The following is a 25,622-nucleotide window of genomic DNA, read 5'->3' as shown; positions in this document are numbered from 1 at the left end:
CCAGCTTGTCCTCCTCGGCAAAGACGGCAACAGTCTTCTTCCCCATCTCGTTCGCGGCCCGCATGATGCGGATGGCGATCTCTCCACGGTTGGCGACGAGGATCTTCTTGAACTCGGGCATCGGGTATTGGCTCCTGGTTCCGGGACGGCCCCTCCCGGCCGCCGGTAATCCGCAGAGCAAACGATACGCTGCGGCGCGGCGCAAGGGGTGATTTTGCAAACTGCAAATTCCGGGTTCTGCAATTTGCAAAATGCAAACCCCGCCAACCGCCAACCGGCGGGGATGATAGCGCAAACAGGAATAATGCTGTCAGGTCAGGCCTGTAGCGGCCACAGGCGGCTGCGCACCTCTGCGGGCCGGGTAATGCCCATCTGGACCATGCACGAGATGATATCCTCGCTCAGAACATGGGTCACATGGGCGGCGCCCTCGGCCCCCAGGGCGGCAACGCCCCAGAGCCAGGCCCGCCCCAGCATCACCATGTCCGCGCCCAGGGCGATGGCCCGCAGCACGTCCAGCCCCGAGGCGACGGCCCCGTCATAGATCAGCGGATAGTCCGGACCGACCGCCGCGCGGATCGCGGGCAGGGCGGTCGCGGAGCCCGGACCGCCGTCGAACTGCCGCCCGCCGTGATTCGACACCCAGGCCGCATCCACGCCCAGTTCGCGCAGGGCCAGCGCATCCTCGGGCAGCAGCACACCCTTGGCGACCATCGGGCCCTTCCACTGCCGGCGCAGCTTTTCGATCAGCGCCGGGTCGGGCGCGGAATGCGGGGCCAGCCCGACATGGGCCGAGGGCCGGTGGCTGGAGACGTATTTTTCGAGCGCCCGGACCGAGGGGATGCCGTGGCGCAGCATCCCCAGCGACCACATCGGCCGGATCATCGCGTGGCTGAACAGCCGCGGCGTGATCCGCGGCGGTGTGGTCAGGCCCGAGCGGCGCTGCCGTTCGCGCCGGCTGGGTCCGGGCACGTCGACCGTCAGGATCAGCGTGTGGAACCCGGCATCCTGCGCCCGCTGCACGAGATCGTCGCAATGTTCGACATCCGCCGGGGGATAGAGCTGGAACCAGCCGTTGTCGGCGATATGCGGGGCCAGGTCCTCGGGCGACTGCGCGGCCACGGTGGACAGGCCGAAGGGCAGGCCCACCCGGGTCGCGTTGTCGGCCAGCAGGAATTCCGCCCGCGGCCAGAACAGGCCGGTCATCCCCACCGGCGAGACGCCGAAGGGCCGCGCGTAGTCATGCCCCAGGAACCGCGTCGACAGGTCGGGCACCGTGCGCCCCTTGGCGATGGCGGGGGCCAGCACCACATTGTCCAGCGCCTCGCGCGAGCGGCGCAGCGCCATATCCTCGCCGGTACCGCTGTCGAGGTATTCCCAGGCGAAATAGGGCATGCGGCGGCGCGCGCGGCGGCGCAGGTCGGCGAGGGTCGGGTAATCGAGATCGACTGTCATGGCGCCGGCAAGGTGCGCCGGACGCGCGGGATTGGCAAGCGCGATCAGGCGCTTGGCAGAGGGGTGGCGGAAGGAGGAACATCCCGTGAACACCTCTTTCACTTTCATTGCCGAAGGGTTAAGCTCGCGCGCATGAGCAGCCATGACGAATTCGACGCCTTCGAGGCGGCCGCGCAGTCCACCCCCCTTTCGCGCCGGGCGATGACCGCACGCCCCGCGCCCTATCTGGACGAGCTGAACCCCGCGCAGCGCGCGGCGGTCGAGGCGCTGGAGGGCCCGGTGCTGATGCTGGCCGGGGCAGGGACGGGCAAGACCAAGGCCCTGACCGCGCGCATCGTGCATCTGCTGACCACCGGCAGCGCGCGCCCGAACGAGATCCTGTCGGTGACCTTCACCAACAAGGCCGCGCGCGAGATGAAGACCCGGGTTGGCCGGATGCTGGGCGAGGCGGTGGAGGGGATGCCCTGGCTGGGCACCTTTCACGCCATCTGCGTCAAGCTGCTGCGCCGCCACGCGGAACTGGTGGGGCTGAAATCGAATTTCACCATCCTTGACACCGACGATCAGATCCGCCTGCTCAAGCAGTTGATCGCGCTGAACAATATCGACGACAAACGCTGGCCTGCCCGGATGCTCTCGGGCATCATCGACGGCTGGAAGAACCGCGCCTGGACGCCTGACAAGGTGCCGGCGGCCGAGGCCTCGGCCTATAACAACCGGGGCACCGAGCTGTACGATCAGTATCAGGTCCGCCTGCGTGAGCTGAACGCGGTGGATTTCGGCGACCTGCTGCTGCACATGGTCACGATCTTCCAGACCCATGAGGACGTGCTGCAGCAATACCAGCGCTGGTTCCGCTATATCCTGGTGGACGAGTATCAGGATACCAACGTCGCCCAGTACCTCTGGCTGCGGCTGCTGGCCGGGGCGCATCGCAACATCTGCTGCGTGGGCGACGACGACCAGTCGATCTATGGCTGGCGCGGCGCCGAGGTGGGCAACATCCTGCGGTTCGAAAAGGATTTCCCCGGCGCCAAGGTGGTGCGGCTGGAACAGAACTACCGTTCGACCCCGCATATCCTGGCCGCCGCCTCGGGCGTGATCCGGGGCAACGAGGGGCGGTTGGGCAAGGAGCTCTGGACCGAGGCGCAGGAGGGCGAGAAGGTCCGCCTGATTGGCCATTGGGACGGCGAGGAAGAGGCCCGCTGGATCGGCGACGAGATCGAGGCCATGCAGCGCGGCACGCGCGGGCAGAGGCCCTATACCCTGGACGACATGGCGATCCTCGTGCGGGCCAGCCACCAGATGCGTGCCTTCGAGGACCGTTTCCTGACCATCGGTCTGCCATACCGCGTGATCGGTGGCCCCCGTTTCTACGAACGGTTGGAGATCCGCGATGCGATGGCCTATTTCCGCCTCGTGGTCAGCCCCGAGGACGACCTGGCCTTCGAGCGGATCGTGAACACGCCGAAACGCGGGCTGGGCGACAAGGCGCAGCAGACGATCCAGATCGCCGCGCGCGAGAACGGCGTGCCCCTGATCGAGGGCGCGCGGATCTGCGTCGAGGAGGGGCGGATCACCGGCAAGGGCGCGGGCCAATTGCGCGCGCTGGTCGAACACCTCGCCCGCTGGGGCCGGATGACCGGGGATGCGGACATTCCCCATACCGAGCTGGCCGAGATGGTTCTGGACGAAAGCGGCTACACCGCCATGTGGCAGAACGACAAGACTCCCGAGGCGCCCGGCCGGCTGGAGAACCTCAAGGAACTGGTCAAGGCGCTGGAGCAGTTCGAGAATCTGCAGGGCTTTCTGGAACATGTCAGCCTGATCATGGACAACGAGACCGAGACGGACGGCGCCAAGGTGTCGATCATGACCCTGCACGCGGCTAAGGGGCTGGAGTTTCCCGCCGTCTTCCTGCCGGGGTGGGAGGACGGTCTGTTCCCCTCGCAGCGCTCGATGGACGAGAGCGGGCTGAAGGGGCTGGAGGAGGAACGCCGCCTGGCCTATGTCGGCATCACCCGGGCCGAGGAGGTCTGCACGATCTCCTTTGCCGGGAACCGGAGGGTGTTCGGGCAATGGCAATCGGCCTTGCCCTCGCGCTTCATCGACGAACTGCCGGAAGACCATGTCGAGGTGCTGACGCCTCCGGGCCTGTACGGCGGGGGGTACGGGGCGGCCGGGATGCAGCCCGCGACCAGCACGCTGCATGACCGCGCGGCCGAGGCGAATGTCTACAACTCCCCCGGCTGGCGCCGGATGCAGGCCCGCCAGACCACCCGCCCCCTGAGCCAGCCGCGCGAGAGCAGGGGCCAGGTGATCGACCTTGAGGCGGTGAGCGCCTACACGGTTGGCGACCGGGTGTTCCACCAGAAGTTCGGCTATGGCGCGATCACCGGGATCGAGGGGGACAAGCTCGACATCGCCTTCGACAAGGCCGGGGCCAAGAAGGTGGTGGCGAAATTCGTCATGGGCGCGGACGACGTGCCGTTCTGAGGGATGCACCTGCTTGCGCTTTCCGGTTCGCTCCGCGCTTCTTCGACCAACACGGCGCTGCTGCGGGGCCTGAAGGCCGCCGCGCGCGATGCCGCCACGGTCGAGGTGGTCACCCCGGCCGGACTCCCGCTGTTTGACGCCGATCGCGAAGGCCCGCCAGCCCCGCCCGAGGTCGAGCTTTTCGCGGCGCGGCTGGCGCGGGCCGATGGCCTTGTGATCTCGTGCCCGGAATACGTCCACGCGCTGCCCGGGGCATTCAAGAATGCCATCGACTGGATGGTTTCGCGCCCCGAAATCATCGGCAAGCCTGTCGCCCTGCTGCATGGCTCTCACCGGGGCGAGGATGCACTGGCGCAGCTGCGCCTTGTGCTCGGCACGGTCAGCCAGAATTTCTGGCCCGATATACATGCCCGGTTTCATCTGATTTCGATGACGCCCGAGGCGATTGCGGCCCACCTCGGGCAACCGGAACAACGGGCCGAACTGCGCGCGTTCCTGGGCGCGTTCACCACCCGGATCCGCGCAACCCGGACACCGGAATGACACGGCTGGATTGCACCGCACAAAATCGCCGTTTCGCGCTTGACGGGGCGGGGGGTTGCGCCTAGAACGCCCGTCACGTCCGGGCCATGTCCGGGCGGGCAGCGAGCGGTTGTAGCTCAGTTGGTTAGAGTACCGGCCTGTCACGCCGGGGGTCGCGGGTTCGAGCCCCGTCAACCGCGCCACCGCTGCCCCGCCCGAAACGCCCGACCGTTGCGCGGTTGTAGCTCAGTTGGTTAGAGTACCGGCCTGTCACGCCGGGGGTCGCGGGTTCGAGCCCCGTCAACCGCGCCACTTTCCCCTCCATCGCCAATCCCTAGCGAGAGTCGCCGCATGGCGGCCCCTGTCCGATGTCCCGGCGGCATGAGGTTCGGGGGTTAAGTGACTGTTCCGGAAAGAAAGTCCAGCATCGCTTCTGCCGTTTCCTGCGGGGCTGTGTCGGGAAAGAAATGCCCGCCGGGGATCGCGCGGGCCTGCATCGCCTCGCAGCGGTCGGCCCAGGTGGCGGGCACGTCATAGGCCTTGGCCATCGCCCCGTCCGCGCCATAGAGGATCAGCGCGGGGCAGGAGATGCGGCGGCCCAGGTCGGCGGCGTCCAGTTCGAAATCCAGCCGGGGGGCGGCGCGGTAGTCGTTGCACATGCCCCGGATCGTGTCGGGGTCGCGCCAGGCCGCGCGATAGGCCTGCATCTGCGCGGGGCCGAAATCCTCGATCCGGGCCGCGCCCCAGCCCAGCAGGCAGCTTTCGAAGAAGGCGTCGGGATCGGCGGCGATCATCCGGTCGGGAAAGGGTTCGGGCTGGGCCAGGAAAAACCAGTGGTAATAGGCCAGCGCCACCTCACGCGAGAGCGGTTCGAGCAGCAGATGCGTCGGCACGATATCCATCAGCTGGACCGAGGCCACCGCCCCGGGATGATCCAGCACCAGCCGGTGCGCCGTGCGTGCGCCCCGGTCGTGCCCGGCCAGGTGGAAACGGTCGAATCCCATCTCGCGCATCAGGCCGATCTGGTCGGCGGCCATCTGGCGAAAGGTATAGTCCTCGACCCGGGGCGGCTTGGACGAGTTGCCATAGCCGCGCAGGTCGGCCGCCACCACGGTGAACCGCCCGGCCAGCCGGGGCGCGATCCCGGCCCAGAGCGCGCGGGTCTGCGGAAAGCCGTGCAGCAGCAACAGGGGCGGACCCGACCCGCCGCGCGACCAGGCGATCACCTGGTCGCCGACCCGGGTCGTGCCGTCCTGAAAGCCGGGGATCGCGGTCATTTCGTCAGCGCGTCAAGCACCCGGGCCCAGCTGCGGATCCCCTTGTGGAAGCTTTCCATGTCGTATTTCTCGTTCGGCGAGTGGAGCTGGTCATCCTCCTTGCCAAAACCGATCAGCATCGCGTCCATGCCCAGGATCGTCTTGAAATGCCCGGCAATCGGGATCGAGCCGCCGCAGCCGACATAGGCGGCGGGCTTGGGCCATTCGTCGCTCAGCGCCTTGCGGCTGGGTTCGAAGACCGGGTTTTCGATCGACATCTGACTGGCGGGCGAGGCGCCGTAGCCCTTGAACTCGACCTCGACATCCTCGGGCAGGCAGGATTTCACGTAGTCGCGGAAGCTTTCGCGGATCGCATGCGGATCCTGCGTGCCCACCAGCCGGAAGGAGATCTTGGCATGGGCCTCGGCCGGCAGCACGGTCTTGAACCCGTCGCCGGTATAGCCGCCCCAGATGCCGTTGACCTCGCAGGTCGGGCGCGACCAGATCATCTCCAGCGGGGTGCGGTCCTGTTCGCCGGCGGGCACCGACAGACCGACATTGCCCAGGAAGGATTCGTGGTCGAAGTTCAGGTCGGCCCATTGCGCCGCGATCTGGTTCGACAGCTCGGGCACCCCGTCGTAGAAGCCCGGGACCGTGACGCGACCGGTCTCGTCATGCAGCCCGGCCAGCACCTTGGACAGCACGCGGATCGGGTTCATCGCCACGCCGCCATACATGCCCGAATGCAGGTCGCGGGTGGCGGCCTTGATGGTGAGTTCTTCGCCCAGCATGCCGCGCAGCATGGTGGTGATCGCCGGGGTTTGCTCGTCGAACAGCCCGGTGTCGCAGATCAGGGCGACATCGGCTGTCAGCTCTGCGGCGTTCTCCTTCATGAAGGGGATCAGCGAGGGGGAACCGGATTCCTCCTCTCCTTCGAAGAAGAAGGTGATGCGGCAGGGCAGGGTGCCGGTCTCGGCCTTCCAGGCGCGGCAGGCCTCGACAAAGGTCATCAGCTGGCCCTTGTCGTCCGAGGCGCCGCGCGCGCGGATCACCGGGCCCTTGGGCGTGTCCTGGACCTCGGGGTCGAACGGGTCGCGGTGCCACAGGTTCAGCGGGTCGACCGGCTGCACGTCGTAATGGCCGTAAAACAGCAGATGCGGGCCGTCGCCCGCGACATGGCCCACCACCATCGGATGGCCCGGGGTCGGTCGCTTGGCGGCGTCGACTCCCAGCGATTTCAGATCCTCCACCAGCCAGTCGGCGGCGGCATCGCAATCGGCCTTGTAGGCCGGATCGGTCGAGATCGACTTGATCCGCAGCAGGTTCAGCAGGCGGTCGGTGGCTGCGGGCAGGTCGGCGTCGATGCGCGACAGGACTGCGTCGAGGGACATGGGGCGGGCTCCTTGCTCGTTTCGGGCGGAGCCTATCAGGCGGCGACGCAGTGTCCAGAAGGCCCTAGCGCAGGATCACCGCCAGCCCGATCAGCACCAGAACGGCGCCCAGCCCCTGAACCGCGGTCAGCGTCTCGCCCAGCGAGGCGGCAAAGCAGAGCACCAGCAGCGCCTCGAAGGCGACGATCATGACAAAGGCGACGGCCAGGTTGGTGTGCCGCAGCAGCGCGATTTCGGCCAGGACGGCGCCGGTCAGGCCGAGGGAGACCATGACCAGCGCCGTTGGAGAGCCGCCGGTGGCGGCCGTCTTCATCCCGACAGTCGCAAGCGCATGGCCGGCGGCGGTGAGGACGATCAGCAGGTAAATTGGCAGATGATAGAAAAGTTGCATTGTAAGTGTCTTCGCAAATGTCCGGGGCAATGGGCCTCACGTTTGAATGATCTCAGGTTACCCGGAACTGACGCGGCGGAAAGTATGGGATTCCATGCCTGCCCGCTCACAAGGGCCCGGCGCGACAGGCCGGCACACGGGACAAAAGTATTGGTGACTTTCTGAAATATTTAGCTGCCACGGATGTGGCGATCGCCGGCACATGGTTGAAAAATGGCGGAAAAACCGGCTCGCGGCGATTTTGGGCGGCCCGCTCCGGCTTGACCTGAATCAAGGCGGGCAGGGGGTGGCAATTTGTAGCCTGTTGTCAGTAAGCCGCGCGATCTATATCCATTCCAATTCAAGAATGGGTGTCCGAGGGGGCACCCCGGTGACGCCCCCGCGCGACGGACGCACCGAAGGCCCAAGGAGGGGATGCCGATGGACTATGCAGCTCATCTGGATACCGCATTGAACCAGCTGCACGAGGAAGGCCGCTACCGCACCTTCATCGACATCGTGCGCACCAAGGGATCCTATCCCCACGCCACTTGGCACCGCCCCGACGGCACCGAACAGCCCGTGGCCGTATGGTGCGGCAACGACTATCTGGGCATGGGCCAGCATCCGGTTGTCCTGGCCGCGATGCACGAGGCGCTGGATGCCACCGGCGCAGGCTCGGGCGGGACGCGCAACATCTCGGGCACCACGGTCTATCACAAGCAGCTGGAGGCCGAACTGGCCGATCTGCACGGCAAAGAGGCCGCGCTGGTCTTTACCTCGGCCTATATCGCCAATGACGCGACCCTTTCGACGCTGCCCAAGCTGTTTCCCGGGCTGATCATCTATTCGGACGCGCTCAACCACGCCTCGATGATCGAGGGTGTCCGCCGCAATGGCGGAGCCAAGCGCATTTTCCGCCACAACGACGTCGCCCACCTGCGCGAACTGCTGGAAGCCGACGATCCCGCCGCGCCCAAGCTGATCGCATTCGAGTCGGTCTATTCGATGGATGGCGATTTCGGCCCGATCGAAGCGATCTGCGACCTGGCCGAGGAATTCAACGCGCTCACCTATATCGACGAGGTGCACGCGGTTGGCATGTACGGCCCGCGCGGCGGCGGCGTCAGCGAACGCGACCGGCTGGCGCATCGCATCGACATCATCAACGGCACGCTGGCCAAGGCCTATGGCGTGATGGGCGGCTATATCGCCGCCTCCGGGAAAATGGTCGACGCGATACGCTCTTACGCGCCGGGCTTCATCTTCACCACCTCGCTCCCGCCGGCGGTTGCCGCAGGGGCCGCGGCCTCGGTCCGGCACCTCAAGACCGATCAGGCGCTGCGCGAGCGTCACCAGACCCAGGCCTCGATCCTCAAGCTGCGGCTCAAGGGGATGGGCATGCCCATCGTCGATCACGGCAGCCACATCGTGCCCGTCATCGTCGGCAATCCGGTACACACCAAGATGATGTCGGACATGCTGCTTGACGGCTACGGCATCTACGTCCAGCCGATCAATTACCCCACCGTGCCGCGCGGCACGGAGCGTCTGCGCTTTACCCCGTCGCCGGTTCACGGACCCAAGGAAATGGACAAACTGATCCGCGCGATGGACGAACTCTGGTCGCATTGTGCGCTGAATCGCGCCGAGCTTGCCGGCTGACCGCCGTTTAGCTGTTATTTGCCTTGATCTGTGTTAGCCTCATGTAAAGAAAGAGTGTGGCTCGAATCGTGGGGACGACAACGAGCCATCATTTGATGATGGGGCAGCGAAACGATGCGGCGAAAAGGGGTGCCCGAGCAGGATCGGGCAGAACCACAGCCGAAAGGCTTTGACGATTTCGAGCTGAGGCTCGGCGACGTCATGCGCGGCGAACGGGCGACCATGGGCAAGTCCCTGCTCGACGTTCAGCGCGAACTCCGCATCAAGGCGTCCTATATCGCCGCCATCGAGAATTGCGATCCCGGTGCGTTCGACACGCCCGGTTTCATCGCCGGTTACGTGCGCTCCTATGCGCGCTATCTGAACATGAACCCCGACGACGTGTTTGCCGCCTTCTGCGCGGAAAGCGGGTTCCAGACCGCGCATGGCATGTCGGCCGAGGCCTCCTCGAAGCGCAAGCCCGACGTGATCGGGAAGAAGCTGCCGACCGAGAAAGACCCCTTCATCGCGCCGAACACCCCGTTCATTCCCGTCGGCGAAAGCTTCATGGCGCGGATCGAACCCTCGGCCATCGGATCGGCCTTTGTGCTGGTCGCGCTGATCGCGGCGCTTGGCTACGGCGGCTGGACCGTCTTGAACGAGGTGCAGCGCGTGCAATATGCGCCCGCCGAGAACACCCCCGATGTGCTGACCGACCTCGACCCGCTGGAAAGCGCCCGCAAGCGCCCGGCGGAAGATGTCGCCTCGGCCGATACGGGCAACGGTTCGGGCGTCTTTGCCCCGCCCAGCGACGGGCTGGACCGTCTCTATCGCCCGCAGGCGCTTGACGTTCCGGTCATGGTCGCGCGGGATGCGCCGATCTCGACCCTCGATCCCAGTTCCGTGGGCAGCTTTGCCGGCGTGGCCTCCTCCACCGGGATCGGCAACCGTCACGCTGTCGACGACGCGATCCAGCGCGCGATGGCCGAAGTCGAAACCGCCGCCAATCCCACCCCGCAGGTGGTCGAGGCCGCAGCCCCCGGCGTGTCGATCTTTGCCGTGCGCCCCGCATGGGTGCGTGTGCGCGCCGCGGACGGCTCCATCGTCTTCGAAAAGATCCTGGATGCGGGCGAAAGCTACCAGTTGCCCCAGACCGAGGAACCCCCGGTGCTGCGCGCCGGCATGTCCGGGTCGCTCTACTTCCGCGTGAACGGCGAGCTTTATGGCCCCGCAGGCGACGGGACGGCGACGATCCGCAATGTTGCGCTGTCGGTCGACGATCTGAAATCGAACTACGCCCTGGCCGATCTGACCGCCGACCCCGAGGCGGCCCGGGTCTTTGCCCAGGCGGAACAGATCGCAGTGCCGCAGGAGTGAGCCGCGCCGCATTGCGGCCCGGCCTTCCATTGGATATGTCGCAGAGCGAAGGTCACAGCCGGAGCATCCCGCGATGACGCACAATCCCATTCGACCCTGGCGCAACATCGACCGGCGCAAGAGCCGCCGGATCATGGTCGGCAACGTCCCCGTGGGGGATGGCGCGCCGATTTCCGTCCAGACCATGACCAACACGCTGACCACCGACGTCAAGGCGACGGTGGCGCAGGTCCAGGCCGCCGCCGATGCGGGTGCCGATATCGTCCGCGTCTCGGTCCCGGACGAGGCGAGCTCCAAGGCGCTCAAGGAGATCGTGCGCGAAAGCCTGGTTCCCATCGTCGCCGACATCCATTTCCACTACCGGCGCGGCATCGAAAGCGCCGAGGCGGGCGCCGCCTGTCTGCGCATCAACCCCGGCAATATCGGCAGCCCCGCCCGGGTGCGCGAGGTCATCCAGGCCGCCCGCGATCACGGCTGTTCGATGCGCATCGGGGTGAATGCCGGGTCGCTGGAAAAGCACCTGCTTGAGAAATACGGCGAGCCATGCCCCGATGCGATGATCGAAAGCGGGCTGGAACATATCCGCATCCTGCAGGACAACGATTTCCACGAGTTCAAGATCAGCGTGAAGGCCAGCGACGTCTTCATGTCCGCTGCCGCCTACCAGGGCCTGGCCGAGGCGACGGATGCGCCGATCCACCTTGGCATCACCGAGGCGGGCGGCCTGACATCCGGCACGATCAAGAGCGCCATCGGCCTGGGCAACCTGCTGTGGATGGGGATCGGCGACACGCTGCGCGTCAGCCTCAGCGCCGATCCGGTCGAAGAGGTCAAGGTCGGCTACGAGATCCTCAAGTCGCTTGGCCTGCGGCACCGGGGGGTGAACATCATCTCGTGCCCCTCCTGCGCGCGTCAGGGATTTGACGTGATCAGGACGGTCGAGGCGCTGGAAAAGCGGCTGGAGCATATCAAGACGCCCATGAGCCTCAGCATCATCGGCTGTGTCGTGAACGGCCCGGGCGAGGCGCTGATGACCGACGTCGGGTTCACCGGCGGCGGGCAGGGCAGGGGCATGGTCTACCTCGCCGGCGCCAAGAGCCACGCGATGAGCAATGACCAGATGATCGACCACATCGTCGAACAGGTCGAGAAAAAGGCCGAAGCGCTGGAAGCCGAAGCCGCGGCCACCGGGCAGGCGGCCGAATAAGTCAGCTCTGTCAGGGCCTTGCAAAGGGTTGGCCGCGCCGATCCGGCGCGGTCTTGTTCGCGGCGTTCAGGCCAGTTCCGGGTCGTCCAGATTGGTCTGGATCCAGCGCTCGTTCTGGTGGATGTCGATCGTCTCCAGCCGCCCGGGGCCCAGGTTGTGGAACTTGTGCGGCACATTGGCGGGGCCCAGCACGACGTCCCCGGCCTCGGCCTCCAGCTTGCGGTCGCCCACGGTGAACAGCGCGCGGCCCCGGCGGATCACAAAGACCTCGTCATAGGGATGGACATGCCATTTCGGCCCCTCGCCGGGCGTGTCATTGCCATAGAACAGCACGGTGACATTGGTGCCCATACGGACCCCCTCGGCCGCGCCGCGCCACATGTCGGGATAGAGCTCGGGCTTGCTGCACCAGTCCTGCCAGCCGAGTTTCGCGGGTTTGTCGTCCATTGCGGCACCTCCGGCGCTGAGGCTAGGCACGGGCCGCGGGGCCGTCAATCGACCAGGTAGCGTTCGATCACCGCCGATGGCATGGCGCCGCGCACCATCATCTCGCGCGTGACGTAGGACGGGGCCATGTCCAGCCCCAGGGTCTGCGTCAGCTCGGCCAGCGGGCCGGGCGCGGCGGTGCCCCAGGGGGCCTGTATCATGGCGTTCGGGCCCTTGGCGGTCATCAGATCCAGCAGGGCCTCGGTCTCGTCGCTGCTGTCAAAGGCCCGCAACTCGACCCGCAGGCCGGGGTCCCGCGCGGTCAGGGCGATCAGGCCGGCCAGCGCCTCGCGGCTTTCCGGCACGGCTGCCGAAATGAACAGGGTGACAACCTTGCGGGGGGTGTCGGCGCCAAAGCCCGCGCCGGTGGGCACGAACAGCATATCGGCATAGGTGGCGATCAGGTCGAGGTCGTCCTGCGCCTCTTCGGCATAGATGCTGGCGCTGTCGGGGGGCTGGCCCGCAGACAGCGCGCGCATCACGATATCCGGTTCGTCCAGCAGCAGGGCGCGCACTTCGTCACCCAGGGCGCTGCGGCTGTCCTCGGTCAGATCCATCGCGGCGCCGGGTCCGGCCAACACCGCGAGCAGCAAGAGCGCCCTCATTCGGTGCGCTCTTCCTCCACGATCTGGCGCATCCCGGCGAGGGGCACATAGCCGCGCACCATCTGTTCGCCCATCACGAAGGTCGGGGTGCCGTTGATCTGCAGGCGCTGTGCCAGGGCGTGGTTCGCGTTCAGCTCTTCGTTCACCGCCTCGCCGTCCATCGCGGCCAGGATCGGTTCGGGATCCAGGCCCAGGCTGCTGCCCAGACGGCCCAGCGACACCTTGTCGGGCGTGCCCTTGAAGGACATCAGCGCATCGTGGACCTGCTCATAGGCATCCTGCCCGGCGACCTGCCGGGTGGCGATGGCAAAGCGGGACGAGGCCACCGAATCCGGGCCGAGGATGGGGAATTCCTTGACGATGAAGCGGATATTGCCGTCGCTTTCGATCAGTTCCTTGACCTCTTCGAAGGCCTTGCGGCAATAGCCGCAGCGGTAATCCATGAATTCCACAACCGTCACGTCGCCATCGGGATTGCCGCCGACCCAGGACCGGCCGTCGTCAAAGATCGCATCGGCGTTAACTTTTACCAGCGTGTTGTCGTTTTCCGCCTGAGCCTGGGCTTGCTGTTCCTCGTAGACGCGGGCGGCCTCGAAGATCACTTGAGGGTTTTCAAGCAGATAGGCGCGGACCTCGGCGCGGAACGCCTCGCGCTCGGCGGCGCTCATCTGGGAAAAGTCCAGGCCGCTCTGTGCGGCGGCCGGCCCGGCGGACAGCAGCGCAAGGGCCGTCAGGGCGGGCGCGAAGTGGCGGATCATGGGCGTCTCCTGAAGTCTCTGATCTGTCGGGACGCTTTGCATGGCTGCCCCGCTTGGTTGTCGGTCACACTACATCTTGTCGTTCGGCGATGGCAGGGCCAATTCGGACCAGCGGCGGGAAACCTCCGGCAGGGCCGCCTCATTTCCCGGCATGGCGGTGCAAGAGCCATCGTTCCCCAGGATATGCCGTCCAATGGTTAATTTTTCACCGGACTTTCATTGACCTACCGCGCTCCGGATTGAGACACTGTCCCCATCAGAGGCAGTTTCGGAGAACAGCATGCGTGTTTCAAGGCGCGGTACAGTCGATCCCTTCATTGTGATGGACGTGATCAAGGCCGCCCAAGACGCCGAGGATGCAGGTAAAAACATCATTCACATGGAGGTCGGCCAGCCCGGCACCGCGGCACCGAAGGCCGCCCGACTCGCGCTGGAAAAGGCGATGCGCGACAATCCCCTGGGCTATTCGGTCACCCTGGGCCTGACCGAGCTGAGGGCCCGGATCGCCAAGCTCTACGACGAGTGGTACGGCATCGACCTGGACCCCGAGCGGGTGGTTGTCACCCCGGGATCGTCGGGGGGATTCCTGCTGGCGTTTTCCTCGCTCTTCGATGCGGGCGACCGGGTGGGAATCGGGATGCCCGGCTATCCGTCCTACCGCCAGATCCTCAAGGCGATGAGCCTGGAACCGGTGCTGCTGGAAACCTCGGAAAACGCCCGCTTTCAGCCGGTGCCGCAGGATCTGGACGGGCAAGAGCTTGACGGGTTGCTGGTGGCCAGCCCGGCGAACCCCTCGGGCACCATGCTGGACAAGGCCGAACTGGCCGCGCTGATGGAGGCCTGCCGGAGCAAGGGCGCGGCCTTCATCTCGGACGAGATCTACCACGGGCTGGAATACGAACGCCCCTCGGTCTCGGCGCTGGAGATCGCGGACGATGCCTATGTCGTCAACTCCTTCTCGAAATACTTCTCGATGACGGGATGGCGGGTCGGCTGGATGGTGGTCCCCGAGGATCACGTGCGCCGTGTCGAACGCATCGCCCAGCACCTGTTCATCTGCGCCTCGCACGCCAGCCAGATCGCCGCGCTGGCCGCGATGGATTGCGAAGAGGAGCTGGAGGCCAACCTCGACACCTATGCCGTGAACCGCCGCCTGATGCTGGAGGGGCTGCCCAAGGCCGGGTTCGGCCGCATCGCCCCGCCCGATGGCGGGTTCTATGTCTATGCCGATGTCTCGCACCTGACCGACGACAGCCTGAAACTGGCGCGCGATCTGTTGGAACATGCCGGCGTCGCGGTCACCCCGGGCCATGATTTCGACCCCAGGCGCGGCAAGGGCACGCTGCGGTTCAGCTATGCCGCGGCGACGGATGACATCCGCGAGGGGCTGCGCCGGCTCAAGGATTTCATGACCGAACGGACGGCCACCGCCGGTTAGGGTCAGGCCCCGTTGATCCTGCGCCGTCGGCGCGGGATCAATGTGGTCCGACCCTAGGGCGTTTCGGCCCCGCGCGCCACAAGGGCGGCCCGCAGAGGCGCCGCCCGGGGATGGCCGGTTTCCAGCGCAAAGACATAGGCCTGCGTCAGGAAGAAGCTCTGCGCCTCTGCGGGGGCACCATGCGCTGCCGTCTCGTATAGCGTGACCAGCCCGGCCCGGTCATCGGCCGCGTGAGCGGCCAGCAGGGCGGCGTCAAGGTCGGGCTGCGGGATCATTCGGCGGCGCGGCGGCTGTCCATGCGCCCGGCCACCCAGTCGTGAAACAGATGTGTCGGCCCGTCCATCGCGGGCGAGAAGCGCCCGCCGTCGAAGCCGGGCGCATGACGTCCGCGCTGCATCCCCTCGACCACAAAGATGTCCTCTTCGAACACCGCTTTCCACAGACGGGCGTTGTCGGCCTTCAGCGCTTCGTCCGCGTCGGGCGCGGCATAGTAGAGGTGGATGTGTTCGATCGTGCGGTCCTGCGCCACGGGCTGCAGCAGGATTGCAAAGGTATGATCGCGATGCACGCCCAGCAGGACGTTGGGATAGACGGCGGCGTATTCGGCGGCTGTGTCCCATTTCGCCGGCAGGTCGGGGAAGTCGGGAAACCGCTGCCCCGCGGCGCCGGCGATCTGGCGATAGACCAGCGTGCCCTGGCCGGAATACTGGCCCTGCGCCTCGATATGGTAATGATCTTCCAGCCGGGAATAGGCGTTGAGGCCGGGATGCACCCAGGGCAGGTGATAGCTTTCGCAGTAGTTTTCGACCGCCAGTTTCCAGTTCGCCGCGACCTCCAGCGTAAAGCTGCTGTCGGGCCCGCCGTGGCTGAGCGGTGCGTCGAAATCGGCCCAGCGGGCGATCAGCCCGGCATGGACCTCCTCGAAGGGTGCGGCGCGGCCGGACATGTCGATCCAGACGATATCGCGCCAGATATGCGAGCGGACCTCGATAAGGCCCAATTCGTCCTTGCGGATGGCGTCGTGGGCGTTCTGACCCGGCCCGCCCACATGCGGCGTGGCCACCAGCCGCCCGTCGGTGCCGTAGCACCAGGAATGATAGGGGCAGCGGATTGCGCCCTCGATCCGGCGCGGCTCGGAGACCAGGATCATGCCGCGATGGCGGCAGATGTTCTGGAACACCCGCACCTGGCCCTGCCGGTCGCGCAGCAGCAGCAGCGGCACGCCCAGGAAATCCAGCGGCAGCGCATCCCCGGGCTCGGACACCTGGGCTGCGACGGCAAGACCGGACCAGCCGGTCATGAACAGGGCGTCGCGCTCGGCCGCATGCATTGCCGGATCCGTGTAATGGGCATTCGGCAGGCCGCGTGCCAATTCGATCGGCTGGCGTATGGTGGTGAAATCGGTTTGCGTGTCAGGCATGGCGGCCACTCCTTTTCAGGCAGGGTGGCACGAAGCGACAGGCGGGAATTGTTCTCAAACGACCCGGAAATGCATGGGTCGCGACAGATCAGGCGAATGGTTCGTCAAGTCGCAGAAGCCGGCGGTGGAACGCGGGCAATTCGGCAGGCCTTTTGAAACCGGACTCGCGCGCAGCCTTGAGCACCGGACCGGTGCGGTCGCCGAGGTATTCGAACACCATGCGCGTGACCCGCAGGCCGGCGATGGTTTCGGCTACGGTCCGCGTCGTGTAGCCGACCCAGAAGTTGTTGTCGAAGGCCGGCACGCGCGAGAAGAAGTTGAACGAACAGGTGATCGCCCCGCGCCGCGACATCAGGGCGGCAACGCCTTCTTCCTGTTTCAGCACGATGCCGCGGAATTCCCGGGTGAAGGGATCGGTCGGCAGACCCTGCTGCCGCATGGCGTCCTTGGCTTCGAGCCCGCGCACGAAGGTATAGTTGTCGGCGCGGAAGACATAGACCAGACCGGTCACCGCCATGTCGGCATCCACGAAGCTGCGCCGCGAGAAGTAGTAGAAGCCGTTCGGGAACATGCTCTCGGGCAGCTCGGTCGCGCCGCGGCCCATGTGCTGCGAGATTTCCGGGTGGTTCAGCAGATCGTTCGAAATCGGCGTCAGCTCTGACACGGGTTCGAGCAGGATCCGGGCGTCCGTCTTGAAAAACGTGCAGATCCGTTGGAGCACGTCAGGACGGGGAAAACTTTCTCCCGATAAATATCGGTTGTACTGGGTCCGGTTGATGCCCAACTCGCGGCACAGTCCCGAAATCGACGGGTAGTTGCTGCTGAGTTTCCTCAAATTGGCGCCGAAAATCCCCCGGACTTCAACCGGGTCTGTCACTGCGCTCCCGGCTTTTACGCTCAGGCTCTTCACTGCCGCATTCCTGTAGTTTCCCTATCATCTTGTATGCGAGATCGCGACTTCCCGCACTGATTGTTTTTCTGGTGCTACTCAGCGTCAGGTGTGATGTTAAGTAGCGACAGTGGCGGGACACTACGACACAAATATCTCTGCGTCGACACTGAAATGGTGATGGGCACGACGCGATCTTTCGCGGAGATTTCAATTGGGGGTCAGAAATGCGTAACGCACGGGGATCGGTATGTTCGGAGTTGTACTCTGGAGTGACAGCGCGGACCGCAAGGCGGTGATCTGGTGTGAGGATCACGGTGACCTCGCATATTTCAATGCGGGCGATGATACGGATTTAAGCATGGTTGCGCTCGACGCGGGCGATCTTGTCCAGTTCGACCTCACCGAAGAGGCGGAAATGCGGAGGGCAACGAATCCCCGACTCGTCGCGGAGGAGCAGTTTCCCACCCTCGCGCACCGCCTTCAGAACGCTCTTCCCACGCCGGATGCGCCCGCGACATCCTGCAGCCGGAACGCCTCGGCGATCATCATTCCGCTGGATTCAGCGCGCCGGCGGAGCAAGTCCGACGACAGAAAAGACGCCCTGGTCGGCGCCGCATTGTGAGCCGCAGGATTTCCTGAAAGAAAAAGGGGCCGGCTCCCGCCGACCCCTCGAACCGGTCCTGACGCATCCGGTGCGTCAGGCTGTGTCGCGTCTCATTCCGAGCCGCGCGCCAGGGCCGCGACACCCGTCCGGGCCATTTCCCGCAGCCCGAGGGGGCGCATCAGATCGGCAAAGGCGTCGATCTTTTCCGGCGTGCCGGTGATCTCGAAAACAAAGCTGCCGAGGGTGGAATCCACCACATTGGCGCGGAAGATATCGGCCAGGCGCAGCGCCTCGACCCGCTTGTCGCCTTCGCCCGAGACCTTGATCAGGGCCAGCTCGCGCTCGACCGAGGGGCCCTCGACCGTCAGGTCATGCACCTCGTGCACGGGCACGATACGGCCAAGCTGCGCCTTGATCTGTTCGATCACCGCCGGCGTGCCCTTGGTGACGATGGTGATGCGCGACAGATGACCGGTGTGATCCACCTCGGCCACGGTCAGGCTTTCGATATTGTAGCCGCGGCCCGAGAACAATCCGATGACGCGGGCTAGAACCCCCGGTTCGTTCTCGACCAGCACCGCGAGGGTGTGCTTTTCCTCGACCTCCGAATTCGGGTCGCGCAAGGCATAGACGGATTGGCTCGACGCGCCTTTCTCGATCTTGAGCGGGGACATCAGCATCTTCCTCTTCCTTAGACCAGGGCTCCGCCGCCGACAAAGGCCTCGGCCTCCGCGCCCAGCAGGATCTCGTTATGCGCCTTGCCCGACGGGATCATCGGGAAGCAGTTCTCGTGTTTCTCGACCAGGCAGTCGAAGATCACCGGACCGTCGTATTCGATCATCTCCATGATCGCATCGTCCAGGTCCTTGGGATCCTTGCACAGGATGCCCTTGGCGCCAAATGCCTCGGCCAGCTTGACGAAATCGGGCAGGGCCTCGGACCAGGACTGCGAATAGCGCTCGCCGTGCATCAGCTCCTGCCACTGGCGAACCATACCCAGGCGTTCGTTGTTCAGGATGAACTGCTTCACCGGCAGACGGTACTGTACGGCGGTGCCCATCTCCTGCATGTTCATCAGCCAGGAGGCCTCGCCTGCGACGTTGATCACAAGCGCATCCGGATGGGCGATCTGCACGCCGATGGAGGCCGGGAAGCCGTAGCCCATCGTGCCCAGCCCGCCCGAGGTCATCCAGCGGTTCGGCTCTTCGAAGCCCAGGAACTGCGCCGCCCACATCTGGTGCTGGCCGACCTCGGTGGCGATGTAGCGGTCATGGCCCTTGGTCAGCGCCTCCAGCCGTTCGAGCGCGTATTGCGGCTTGATCGTGGTGTCCGAGGGGGTGTAGTTCAGGCAGTTCGCCGATTTCCACTCGTCGATGCGGCTCCACCACTGCCGGACGGCGGCGGTGTTGGTCTTGCGGCCGCGCGACTTCCACACCTTCAGCACATCCTCCAGCACATGGGCGATGTCGCCGATGATCGGCAGGTCGACCCGGATCACCTTGTTGATCGAGCTCGGGTCGATATCGACATGCACCTTGTGCGAGCCGGGCGAGAAGGCCTCGACCTTGCCGGTGATCCGGTCGTCGAACCGCGCGCCGAGGTTGATCATCAGATCGCAGCCGTGCATCGCGAGGTTGGCCTCGTAGAGCCCGTGCATCCCCAGCATGCCCAGCCAGTTCTTGCCCGAAGCCGGATAGGCGCCCAGACCCATCAGGGTCGAGGTGACAGGAAATCCGGTGCCGTCGACAAGCTCGCGCAGCAGCTGGCTGGCGCCGGGGCCCGAGTTGATCACGCCGCCGCCGGTATAGAAGACGGGGCGCTCGGCCTTCTCGATCAGCGCGACGAGATCCTGCACCTGCTCGATATCCGCCTTCATCCGGGGCTTGTAATGCGAAATCTTGGCCTTGGGCTTCTCGACATAGCTGCCTTCGGCGAACTGCACGTCCTTGGGAATGTCGATCAGCACCGGGCCGGGCCGCCCGGAGGTGGCGACGTGAAAGGCCTGGTGGATGGTTTCCGACAGCCGCTCGGTGTCCTTCACCAGCCAGTTGTGCTTGGTGCAGGGGCGGGTGATGCCGACGGTGTCGGCCTCCTGGAACCCGTCGGTGCCGATGAGGAAGGTCGCGACCTGGCCGGTCAGCACGACAATCGGGATCGAGTCGAGCAGCGCATCGGTCAGCCCGGTCACCGCGTTGGTCGCCCCGGGACCCGAGGTCACGAGCACGACGCCCGGCTTGCCGGTCGAACGGGCATAGCCCTCGGCCGCATGCACCGCACCCTGTTCGTGGCGCACAAGGATGTGACGGATGTCGTTCTGCAGGAAGATCTCGTCATAGATCGGCAGGACGGCGCCGCCGGGATAGCCGAATACGGTGTCGACGCCCTGGTCCTTGAGGGCCTGGACCACCATCTGGGCGCCTGTCATCTGCCGTTTCATCTGCGTCTCTCCGTCCTGCGTTTCTGACGTTCGGGTACAAAAAAGCCCCCGGTGGTTATCCGGGGGCGCATGGTGAACCTTATGGGTCTACCGGGGTTACCGGCCCATGCGCCTTTCTCCTACGATGATGACTAGTGCGGTCATGCCAGAGGCTCCTTCGTTGCGGCGGACATTAGGCCCGGGTCAAAGGGGCGTCAACCGCCAAACGGAGAGAAAATGTGTCCTGCGGGGCCAAAATTCTTTCCAAATGTTGCGCAATCAGGCCTCTACAGGCAATTTGCCGCAATTCAGCCGGGTATTTGACGTTGCGGCAAGCCGACTCAAGCCCCCTCTGCCGGAACCGCCGGATGGCCGGGGCGACGCGATCCGGACCGTCGGATGCCTCCGGCGGGAGTATTTGGGACGAGATGAACTTGCGGGATCGCCCATGCTTCATCTCGTCGAAAATACTCCGGGGGAGTCCGCGCGCAGCGCGGGCGGGGGCAGAGCCCCCTCCGCCGCGACGGCGCAGCCGGCGCAAGACCTCCGCCCATGCGCCTGCCGGAATTTTTGGCGTTCCCTCCAGCCGGGCCCGCGGCCGGCGCCAAAGCAAAAATTTACCATTTGGAAAAAAACAAAACTGTGGCACGCTCTGCCGCAAAGCCAGTCCGACGGAGCCAGCAATGAGCAACAGCCAGACCACCCCGGGCATCGTGCCCGCGCGCCTGCCGGGCGAGCAGATCGCCAGGAACTTCGCCGACCTGCACGCGCCCTATGACGCCCACGAGGCCCGGGTGGCCGCCGACCGCTGCTATTTCTGCCATGACGCGCCCTGCATGACAGCCTGTCCGACCTCGATCGACATCCCGCTCTTCATCCGCCAGATCGCCACCGGCACGCCCGAGGCCGCGGCCAGGACGATCTTCGAGCAGAACATCCTCGGCGGCATGTGCGCCCGGGTCTGCCCGACGGAAACGCTCTGCGAGGAAGCCTGCGTGCGCGAGGCGGCCGAGGGCAAGCCGGTCGAGATCGGGCGCCTGCAGCGCCACGCCACCGATGCGCTGATGGCCCGGAACGTGCATCCCTTCACCCGGGCCGAACCCACGGGCAAGACCGTGGCGGTGGTGGGCGCGGGCCCCGCCGGGCTCGCCTGCGCGCACCGGCTGGCGATGAAGGGGCATGACGTCACCCTCTACGACATGCGCGCCAAGCCCGGCGGGCTGAACGAATTCGGCATCGCCGCCTACAAGTCCACCGACAACTTCGCCCAGGCCGAGGTCGACTGGCTGCTGCGCATCGGCGGCATCACCCTGGAAACCGGCAAGGGGCTGGGGCAGGGGCTGGATCTGAACGATCTGCAGCAGGCGTTCGACGCCGTCTTCCTGGGCATCGGCCTGGCCGGGGTGAATGCCCTGCGCGCCGAGGGCGAGGACATGGGCGGTGTCAGCAACGCCGTCGACTTCATCGCCGAGCTGCGCCAGTCGGCCGATCTGACCGGCCTGCCCGTGGGGCGCAATGTCGTGGTGATCGGCGGCGGGATGACGGCCGTGGATGCCGCCGTCCAATCCCGGCTGCTGGGGGCCGAGACCGTGACCATCGCCTACCGCCGGGGGCAGTCCCGCATGGGGGCGTCGACATTCGAACAGGATCTCGCGGCCTCCAAGGGCGTGCGCATCATGGCCAATGTCAGGCCGGTCGCCGTGCATGGCGCGGGCGCGGCGGCAGAGATCGAGCTGGAATACACGACCGAAGAGGGCGACCGCCTTGTCGGCACCGGCGAGACCCTGCGCCTGCGCGCCGACCAGGTCTTCAAGGCCATCGGCCAGACGCTGGAGGGCGCGCCCGAGGGCATCCAGATCGAGGGCGGCAAGATCAAGGTCTGGGACGCGGGCCGCACCTCGCTGCCCGGGGTCTGGGCCGGCGGCGACTGTGCCGGCGGCGGCGAGGACCTGACCGTGACCGCCGTGGCCGAGGGCCGCGACGCCGCCGAGGATATTCACAAGGTGCTGATGGGATGATCGCAGAGCCGGAGGCTGGCCAGTGACCGGGCCAGGACATCATGCCCGCCGATCCCCGCGCCGCCGGATGTCGGCCCGAGCGTGGCCCGCGGCGGGCCCGGTCCGCGCTGTGCGGGCGGGCGTGGCCGGCCGCGTCATGCCAGGCGCTTGCACCGCAGCGCGCGCCATGCCGCCCGCGAGGGATGGCTGATGTTCGACAACATCCACTTCCAGTCCATCGGCGTGGTCGACATGATCCGCGCCCGCGACTTCTACCGCGACATACTGGGGTTCGAGGTCGAGCGGGACAATCCTCATGGCGAGGGCCGCTGGATCTTCATGGCTCTGCCGGGCGCGCGCACCCTGCTGCATTTCGACCAGCAGGACAGGCTGACCCCGCAGGACAAGCCCGCCCTGATCCTGGCCACCGGCGATGTCGATGCCGCCTGCGAGGTGCTGCGGGGTAGGGGTGTCGAACCACTCAACGGCCCCTCGGATGCCCCGTGGGAGCCGGGCATCCGCTGGGCCATGATCCATGACAGCGAAGGCAACCTGATCCTTCTCCAGACCAAGGGAGGCAGCTAGATGGCTGATCTGACGACGGACTTCCTGGGCATTACCTCGCCCAACCCCTTCTGGCTCGCCTCGGCGCCGCCAACCGACAAGGAATACAACGTCCGCCGCGCCTTCGAGGCCGGATGGGGTGGCGTGGTGTGGAAGACGCTGGGTTCCGAAGGGCCGCCGGTGGTCAATGTGAACGGCCCGCGCTACGGCGCCGTCTGGGGGGCCGACCGGCGCCTGCTGGGGCTCAACAATATCGAGCTGATCACCGACCGCGATCTTTTCACCAACCTCGAGGAAATCACCCGGGTCAAGAAGGATTACCCCGACCGCGCGCTCATCGTCTCGCTCATGGTGCCCTGTGACGAGGCCTCGTGGAAGGCGATCCTGCCGCTGGTCGAAGAGACCGGCGCCGACGGGATCGAGCTGAACTTCGGCTGCCCGCATGGCATGGCCGAACGCGGGATGGGTTCGGCCGTGGGGCAGGTGCCCGAATACATCACAATGGTCACCGAATGGTGCAAGACATACTATTCCAAGCCGGTGATCGTGAAGCTGACGCCCAATATCACCGATATCCGCCACCCCGCGCGGGCGGCGCATGCCGGGAAATGTGACGCGGTCAGCCTGATCAACACGATCAACTCCATCACCAGCGTGAACCTGGACATGCTCTGCCCCGAGCCGATGATCGACGGCAAGGGCACCCACGGCGGCTATTGCGGCCCGGCGGTCAAGCCGATTGCCCTGAACATGGTGGCCGAGATCGCGCGCGACCCGGACACCCGCGGCCTGCCGATCAGCGCCATCGGCGGCGTGACCACCTGGCGTGACGCGGCCGAGTTCATGGTGATGGGCGCGGGCAATGTGCAGGTCTGCACCGCCGCCATGACCTATGGCTTCAAGGTGGTGCAAGAGATGATCTCGGGCCTGTCGCAGTGGATGGACGAGAAGGGCTATGCCGCGACCTCGGATTTCATCGGCAAGGGCGTGCCCAATGTCACCGACTGGCAGTATCTGAACCTCAATTACGTGACCAAGGCCCGGATCAATCAGGACGACTGCATCAAATGCGGCCGCTGCTTCGCCGCCTGCGAGGACACCTCGCACCAGGCCATCGCCATGTCGGACGACCGGACCTTTACCGTGATCGAAGAGGAATGCGTGGCCTGCAACCTCTGCGTCAACGTCTGCCCGGTGGAGGGCTGCATCGACATGGTTGAGCTGGACAAGGGCGCGGTGGATCCGCGGACCGGCGAGACGGTTGGCGATTACGCCAACTGGACGACCCATCCGAACAACCCGTCGAAGGTCGCGGCGGAATAGCATGCCATCCCGGCCCCGCGCCGCCTTTCTTGCGGCGCGAGGCGGGCACGGCGCCCCGCACGCATCCCGCGGGGCGCCGGACAGGCGGTGCCGTTGCGGGGCCGGAGATTGCCTGCCGGCACCCGGGTTGCTATTGCGCCCTGACAGACCCCAGCGCGCGGACACAACCCCATGACACCCGAAGCCCGCATTGCCACGGCGGCCGAACTGCTGGAGCGTATCCTCGCCGGTCAGCCGGTCGAACGCGAACTGACCGGCTGGGCCCGTCGCAGCCGCTTTGCCGGGTCCAAGGACAGGCAGGCGATCCGCGACCTCGTGTTCGACGCGCTCCGCCGCAAGCGCAGCCTGGCGGCCCTGGGGGGCGGCGAAACCGGCCGCGGGCTGATGATCGGCCTGATCCGCGATGCGGGCGGCGATCCCGATGCCGTGTTCACCGGCCAGGGCTATGCGCCATCGCCGATCACCGACCCGGAGCGCGCGGGCTCTAGGCCCCCGGCCGAGGGCGGTGAGGCGCTGGACCTGCCGGACTGGCTGGTGCCGGCCCTGCAGGTCGCTCTTGGCCCGGGGCTTGAGGCCGCGGCCCTCGCCATGCGGCACCGCGCCCCGGTGCACCTGCGGGTCAATGTGCGGAAAATAGCGCGGGATCAATGTATTGCGACGCTATCTTCAGAGGGGATCGACACCCGCCCGCATCCTCTCTGCGATACCGCGCTCGAAGTGGTGTCCGGCGCCCGCCAGATCGCCGGGTCGCAGGCCTACCGCGCGGGTCTGGTCGAGCTGCAGGATGCGGCCAGCCAGGCGGTGAGCGCATCAATTCCGCTGTTCAACGGTCTGAAAGTGCTGGATTTCTGTGCCGGTGGCGGGGGGAAGGCTCTGGCTCTGGCGGCGCGGGCCGATGTGCAGATGACATGCCATGACATCGACGCCGGTCGGATGAAGGACATTCCCGCCCGCGCCGACCGGGCGGGCGTCAGGATCCGGCTGGCCGAGACCAAGGCGCTGGAGCAGCTTGGCTCCTTCGACATTGTCCTGTGCGATGCGCCCTGTTCCGGCAGCGGCACCTGGCGCCGGTCGCCCGAGGGCAAGTGGTCGCTGACGCCCGAACGGCTGGCCGATCTCAACGCCATCCAGTCCGCGATCCTGGACGAGGCCGCGCGGCTCGTCGTCCCCGGCGGGCGCCTCGTCTATGTGACCTGCTCGCTGCTGCGGGCCGAGAACGAGGATCGCATCGCGGGGTTCCTCGCCGCCCATCCCGGTTGGTCCCAGGGCCTGACTCGCCGCATCGGACTGGACGAGGGGGCCGACGGATTCTTCCTCTGCCACCTGCAAAAACCCTGAAAACCGGAAAGGTTTGGCCTCGGCTTAAGCACCGGTTAACGTTCTTGTGTCGATATGGAGCGT

Annotated in this window: 24 protein-coding genes and 2 tRNA genes; 13 read left to right on the top strand and 13 right to left on the bottom strand. The window is 66.1% G+C overall.

Annotation, left to right across the window (positions count from 1 at the left end):
• Positions 1 to 121 (bottom strand): biotin carboxylase N-terminal domain-containing protein (locus GLS40_RS18250; RefSeq protein WP_160381757.1); only part of this gene is annotated, 121 nt, incomplete at its 3' end.
• Positions 122 to 315: 194 nt separating this feature from the next.
• Entirely contained in the window at positions 316 to 1,557 is a 1,242-nt protein-coding gene (locus GLS40_RS05685; protein ID WP_160381756.1) for an alpha-hydroxy acid oxidase, read from the bottom strand.
• 30 nt (positions 1,558 to 1,587) lie between these two features.
• On the opposite strand from GLS40_RS05685, the gene GLS40_RS05680 reads away from it, so the two are divergent.
• The 4 genes from GLS40_RS05680 to GLS40_RS05665 all read left to right on the top strand — a co-directional run bounded on the left by GLS40_RS05680 (position 1,588) and on the right by GLS40_RS05665 (position 4,785).
• Positions 1,588 to 3,951 (top strand): ATP-dependent helicase, encoded by a 2,364-nt coding sequence (locus tag GLS40_RS05680; RefSeq protein WP_160381755.1) that lies wholly within the window; start codon positions 1,588 to 1,590, stop codon positions 3,949 to 3,951.
• Positions 3,952 to 3,954: 3 nt separating this feature from the next.
• On the top strand, positions 3,955 to 4,494 hold the full coding sequence (locus tag GLS40_RS05675) for an NADPH-dependent FMN reductase (protein ID WP_160381754.1): 540 nt from the start codon (positions 3,955 to 3,957) through the stop codon (positions 4,492 to 4,494).
• Positions 4,495 to 4,599: 105 nt separating this feature from the next.
• A tRNA-Asp gene (locus GLS40_RS05670) sits at positions 4,600 to 4,676 on the top strand.
• Positions 4,677 to 4,708: 32 nt separating this feature from the next.
• A tRNA-Asp gene (locus GLS40_RS05665) sits at positions 4,709 to 4,785 on the top strand.
• A gap of 83 nt (positions 4,786 to 4,868) precedes the next feature.
• On the opposite strand, the gene GLS40_RS05660 is transcribed toward GLS40_RS05665, so the two are convergent.
• From GLS40_RS05660 to GLS40_RS05650, 3 genes are all read right to left on the bottom strand, one after another.
• On the bottom strand, positions 4,869 to 5,750 hold the full coding sequence (locus GLS40_RS05660; RefSeq protein WP_160381753.1) for an alpha/beta fold hydrolase: 882 nt from the start codon (positions 5,748 to 5,750) through the stop codon (positions 4,869 to 4,871).
• Positions 5,747 to 7,120 (bottom strand): M20/M25/M40 family metallo-hydrolase, encoded by a 1,374-nt coding sequence (locus GLS40_RS05655; RefSeq protein ID WP_160381752.1) that lies wholly within the window; start codon positions 7,118 to 7,120, stop codon positions 5,747 to 5,749. The genes GLS40_RS05660 and GLS40_RS05655 overlap by 4 nt, the downstream gene beginning before the upstream one ends.
• Before the next feature lie 64 nt (positions 7,121 to 7,184).
• Complete coding sequence (locus GLS40_RS05650; protein ID WP_202075916.1) at positions 7,185 to 7,511, bottom strand: 5-aminolevulinate synthase; 327 nt, start codon at positions 7,509 to 7,511, stop codon at positions 7,185 to 7,187.
• 420 nt (positions 7,512 to 7,931) lie between these two features.
• Here GLS40_RS05650 and hemA point away from each other — a divergent pair, with 420 nt between their 5' ends.
• The 3 genes from hemA to ispG all read left to right on the top strand — a co-directional run bounded on the left by hemA (position 7,932) and on the right by ispG (position 11,718).
• Positions 7,932 to 9,155, top strand: coding sequence for a 5-aminolevulinate synthase (hemA, locus tag GLS40_RS05645; protein ID WP_160381751.1), 1,224 nt, complete (start codon positions 7,932 to 7,934; stop codon positions 9,153 to 9,155).
• 114 nt (positions 9,156 to 9,269) lie between these two features.
• Positions 9,270 to 10,511, top strand: a complete 1,242-nt coding sequence (locus GLS40_RS05640) for a helix-turn-helix domain-containing protein (RefSeq protein WP_160381750.1) — start codon at positions 9,270 to 9,272, stop codon at positions 10,509 to 10,511.
• Positions 10,512 to 10,584: 73 nt separating this feature from the next.
• Positions 10,585 to 11,718, top strand: a complete 1,134-nt coding sequence (ispG, locus tag GLS40_RS05635; protein ID WP_160381749.1) for a flavodoxin-dependent (E)-4-hydroxy-3-methylbut-2-enyl-diphosphate synthase — start codon at positions 10,585 to 10,587, stop codon at positions 11,716 to 11,718.
• 66 nt (positions 11,719 to 11,784) lie between these two features.
• Here the strand turns inward: ispG and GLS40_RS05630 are convergent, their stop codons facing one another.
• The 3 genes from GLS40_RS05630 to GLS40_RS05620 are packed head-to-tail and all read right to left on the bottom strand — an operon-like array spanning position 11,785 to position 13,567.
• Entirely contained in the window at positions 11,785 to 12,165 is a 381-nt protein-coding gene (locus tag GLS40_RS05630) for a cupin domain-containing protein (protein WP_160381748.1), read from the bottom strand.
• Positions 12,166 to 12,209: 44 nt separating this feature from the next.
• Positions 12,210 to 12,809 (bottom strand): hypothetical protein, encoded by a 600-nt coding sequence (locus GLS40_RS05625; RefSeq protein ID WP_160381747.1) that lies wholly within the window; start codon positions 12,807 to 12,809, stop codon positions 12,210 to 12,212.
• Positions 12,806 to 13,567 (bottom strand): DsbA family protein, encoded by a 762-nt coding sequence (locus GLS40_RS05620; RefSeq protein ID WP_202075915.1) that lies wholly within the window; start codon positions 13,565 to 13,567, stop codon positions 12,806 to 12,808. Before GLS40_RS05620 ends, GLS40_RS05625 begins: the two co-directional genes overlap by 4 nt.
• 280 nt (positions 13,568 to 13,847) lie before the next feature.
• Between GLS40_RS05620 and GLS40_RS05615 the strand changes: the two genes are divergently transcribed.
• A complete protein-coding gene (locus GLS40_RS05615) occupies positions 13,848 to 15,005 on the top strand; it encodes a pyridoxal phosphate-dependent aminotransferase (RefSeq protein WP_160381745.1) in 1,158 nt (385 codons plus the stop codon).
• A gap of 53 nt (positions 15,006 to 15,058) precedes the next feature.
• Here GLS40_RS05615 and GLS40_RS05610 read toward each other — a convergent pair whose 3' ends face one another.
• The 3 genes from GLS40_RS05610 to GLS40_RS05600 all read right to left on the bottom strand — a co-directional run bounded on the left by GLS40_RS05610 (position 15,059) and on the right by GLS40_RS05600 (position 17,335).
• The gene (locus GLS40_RS05610) at positions 15,059 to 15,280 is read right to left on the bottom strand and encodes a hypothetical protein (protein WP_160381744.1); all 222 of its coding nucleotides are present in this window, start codon (positions 15,278 to 15,280) and stop codon (positions 15,059 to 15,061) included.
• Positions 15,277 to 16,425: an aromatic ring-hydroxylating oxygenase subunit alpha gene (locus GLS40_RS05605; protein WP_160381743.1), complete on the bottom strand. Its 1,149-nt coding sequence runs from the start codon at positions 16,423 to 16,425 to the stop codon at positions 15,277 to 15,279. The genes GLS40_RS05610 and GLS40_RS05605 overlap by 4 nt, the downstream gene beginning before the upstream one ends.
• Positions 16,426 to 16,513: 88 nt before the next feature.
• Complete coding sequence (locus tag GLS40_RS05600) at positions 16,514 to 17,335, bottom strand: helix-turn-helix domain-containing protein (protein WP_328598876.1); 822 nt, start codon at positions 17,333 to 17,335, stop codon at positions 16,514 to 16,516.
• A 229-nt stretch (positions 17,336 to 17,564) separates the two neighbouring features.
• Between GLS40_RS05600 and GLS40_RS05595 the strand changes: the two genes are divergently transcribed.
• Positions 17,565 to 17,939, top strand: coding sequence for a hypothetical protein (locus tag GLS40_RS05595; RefSeq protein ID WP_160381742.1), 375 nt, complete (start codon positions 17,565 to 17,567; stop codon positions 17,937 to 17,939).
• Positions 17,940 to 18,031: 92 nt separating this feature from the next.
• Here the strand turns inward: GLS40_RS05595 and ilvN are convergent, their stop codons facing one another.
• Both ilvN and GLS40_RS05585 read right to left on the bottom strand, forming a co-directional pair.
• Positions 18,032 to 18,595, bottom strand: coding sequence for an acetolactate synthase small subunit (ilvN, locus tag GLS40_RS05590; RefSeq protein ID WP_160381789.1), 564 nt, complete (start codon positions 18,593 to 18,595; stop codon positions 18,032 to 18,034).
• 17 nt (positions 18,596 to 18,612) lie between these two features.
• On the bottom strand, positions 18,613 to 20,358 hold the full coding sequence (locus GLS40_RS05585; protein WP_160381741.1) for an acetolactate synthase 3 large subunit: 1,746 nt from the start codon (positions 20,356 to 20,358) through the stop codon (positions 18,613 to 18,615).
• Between the two features lie 662 nt (positions 20,359 to 21,020).
• Here GLS40_RS05585 and GLS40_RS05580 point away from each other — a divergent pair.
• From GLS40_RS05580 to GLS40_RS05565, 4 genes are all read left to right on the top strand, one after another.
• Positions 21,021 to 22,355: an NAD(P)-dependent oxidoreductase gene (locus GLS40_RS05580; RefSeq protein WP_160381740.1), complete on the top strand. Its 1,335-nt coding sequence runs from the start codon at positions 21,021 to 21,023 to the stop codon at positions 22,353 to 22,355.
• A 189-nt stretch (positions 22,356 to 22,544) separates the two neighbouring features.
• Positions 22,545 to 22,919: a VOC family protein gene (locus tag GLS40_RS05575; protein WP_160381739.1), complete on the top strand. Its 375-nt coding sequence runs from the start codon at positions 22,545 to 22,547 to the stop codon at positions 22,917 to 22,919.
• Positions 22,920 to 24,221, top strand: coding sequence for an NAD-dependent dihydropyrimidine dehydrogenase subunit PreA (gene preA / locus GLS40_RS05570; RefSeq protein WP_160381738.1), 1,302 nt, complete (start codon positions 22,920 to 22,922; stop codon positions 24,219 to 24,221).
• 171 nt (positions 24,222 to 24,392) lie between these two features.
• A complete protein-coding gene (locus GLS40_RS05565) occupies positions 24,393 to 25,559 on the top strand; it encodes an RsmB/NOP family class I SAM-dependent RNA methyltransferase (protein ID WP_160381737.1) in 1,167 nt (388 codons plus the stop codon).
• The last annotated feature ends 63 nt before the right edge of the window (positions 25,560 to 25,622 follow it).

Source organism: Pseudooceanicola pacificus, from assembly GCF_009789075.1.
In the GTDB taxonomy this organism is placed as follows: domain Bacteria; phylum Pseudomonadota; class Alphaproteobacteria; order Rhodobacterales; family Rhodobacteraceae; genus Pseudooceanicola; species Pseudooceanicola pacificus.
This window is presented reverse-complemented; position numbering and strand designations above follow the sequence as displayed.

Excerpts from the sequence above, each read along its gene's own strand:
- GLS40_RS05680 (WP_160381755.1), top strand. The coding sequence starts at position 1,588 with ATGAGCAGCCATGACGAATTCGACGCCTTCGAGGCGGCCGCGCAGTCC.
- GLS40_RS05675 (WP_160381754.1), top strand. The coding sequence starts at position 3,955 with ATGCACCTGCTTGCGCTTTCCGGTTCGCTCCGCGCTTCTTCGACCAAC.
- GLS40_RS05660 (WP_160381753.1), bottom strand. The coding sequence starts at position 5,750 with ATGACCGCGATCCCCGGCTTTCAGGACGGCACGACCCGGGTCGGCGAC.
- GLS40_RS05655 (WP_160381752.1), bottom strand. The coding sequence starts at position 7,120 with ATGTCCCTCGACGCAGTCCTGTCGCGCATCGACGCCGACCTGCCCGCA.
- GLS40_RS05650 (WP_202075916.1), bottom strand. The coding sequence starts at position 7,511 with ATGCAACTTTTCTATCATCTGCCAATTTACCTGCTGATCGTCCTCACC.
- hemA (WP_160381751.1), top strand. The coding sequence starts at position 7,932 with ATGGACTATGCAGCTCATCTGGATACCGCATTGAACCAGCTGCACGAG.
- GLS40_RS05640 (WP_160381750.1), top strand. The coding sequence starts at position 9,270 with ATGCGGCGAAAAGGGGTGCCCGAGCAGGATCGGGCAGAACCACAGCCG.
- ispG (WP_160381749.1), top strand. The coding sequence starts at position 10,585 with ATGACGCACAATCCCATTCGACCCTGGCGCAACATCGACCGGCGCAAG.
- GLS40_RS05630 (WP_160381748.1), bottom strand. The coding sequence starts at position 12,165 with ATGGACGACAAACCCGCGAAACTCGGCTGGCAGGACTGGTGCAGCAAG.
- GLS40_RS05625 (WP_160381747.1), bottom strand. The coding sequence starts at position 12,809 with ATGAGGGCGCTCTTGCTGCTCGCGGTGTTGGCCGGACCCGGCGCCGCG.
- GLS40_RS05620 (WP_202075915.1), bottom strand. The coding sequence starts at position 13,567 with ATGATCCGCCACTTCGCGCCCGCCCTGACGGCCCTTGCGCTGCTGTCC.
- GLS40_RS05615 (WP_160381745.1), top strand. The coding sequence starts at position 13,848 with ATGCGTGTTTCAAGGCGCGGTACAGTCGATCCCTTCATTGTGATGGAC.
- GLS40_RS05610 (WP_160381744.1), bottom strand. The coding sequence starts at position 15,280 with ATGATCCCGCAGCCCGACCTTGACGCCGCCCTGCTGGCCGCTCACGCG.
- GLS40_RS05605 (WP_160381743.1), bottom strand. The coding sequence starts at position 16,425 with ATGCCTGACACGCAAACCGATTTCACCACCATACGCCAGCCGATCGAA.
- GLS40_RS05595 (WP_160381742.1), top strand. The coding sequence starts at position 17,565 with ATGTTCGGAGTTGTACTCTGGAGTGACAGCGCGGACCGCAAGGCGGTG.
- ilvN (WP_160381789.1), bottom strand. The coding sequence starts at position 18,595 with ATGTCCCCGCTCAAGATCGAGAAAGGCGCGTCGAGCCAATCCGTCTAT.
- GLS40_RS05585 (WP_160381741.1), bottom strand. The coding sequence starts at position 20,358 with ATGAAACGGCAGATGACAGGCGCCCAGATGGTGGTCCAGGCCCTCAAG.
- GLS40_RS05580 (WP_160381740.1), top strand. The coding sequence starts at position 21,021 with ATGAGCAACAGCCAGACCACCCCGGGCATCGTGCCCGCGCGCCTGCCG.
- GLS40_RS05575 (WP_160381739.1), top strand. The coding sequence starts at position 22,545 with ATGTTCGACAACATCCACTTCCAGTCCATCGGCGTGGTCGACATGATC.
- preA (WP_160381738.1), top strand. The coding sequence starts at position 22,920 with ATGGCTGATCTGACGACGGACTTCCTGGGCATTACCTCGCCCAACCCC.
- GLS40_RS05565 (WP_160381737.1), top strand. The coding sequence starts at position 24,393 with ATGACACCCGAAGCCCGCATTGCCACGGCGGCCGAACTGCTGGAGCGT.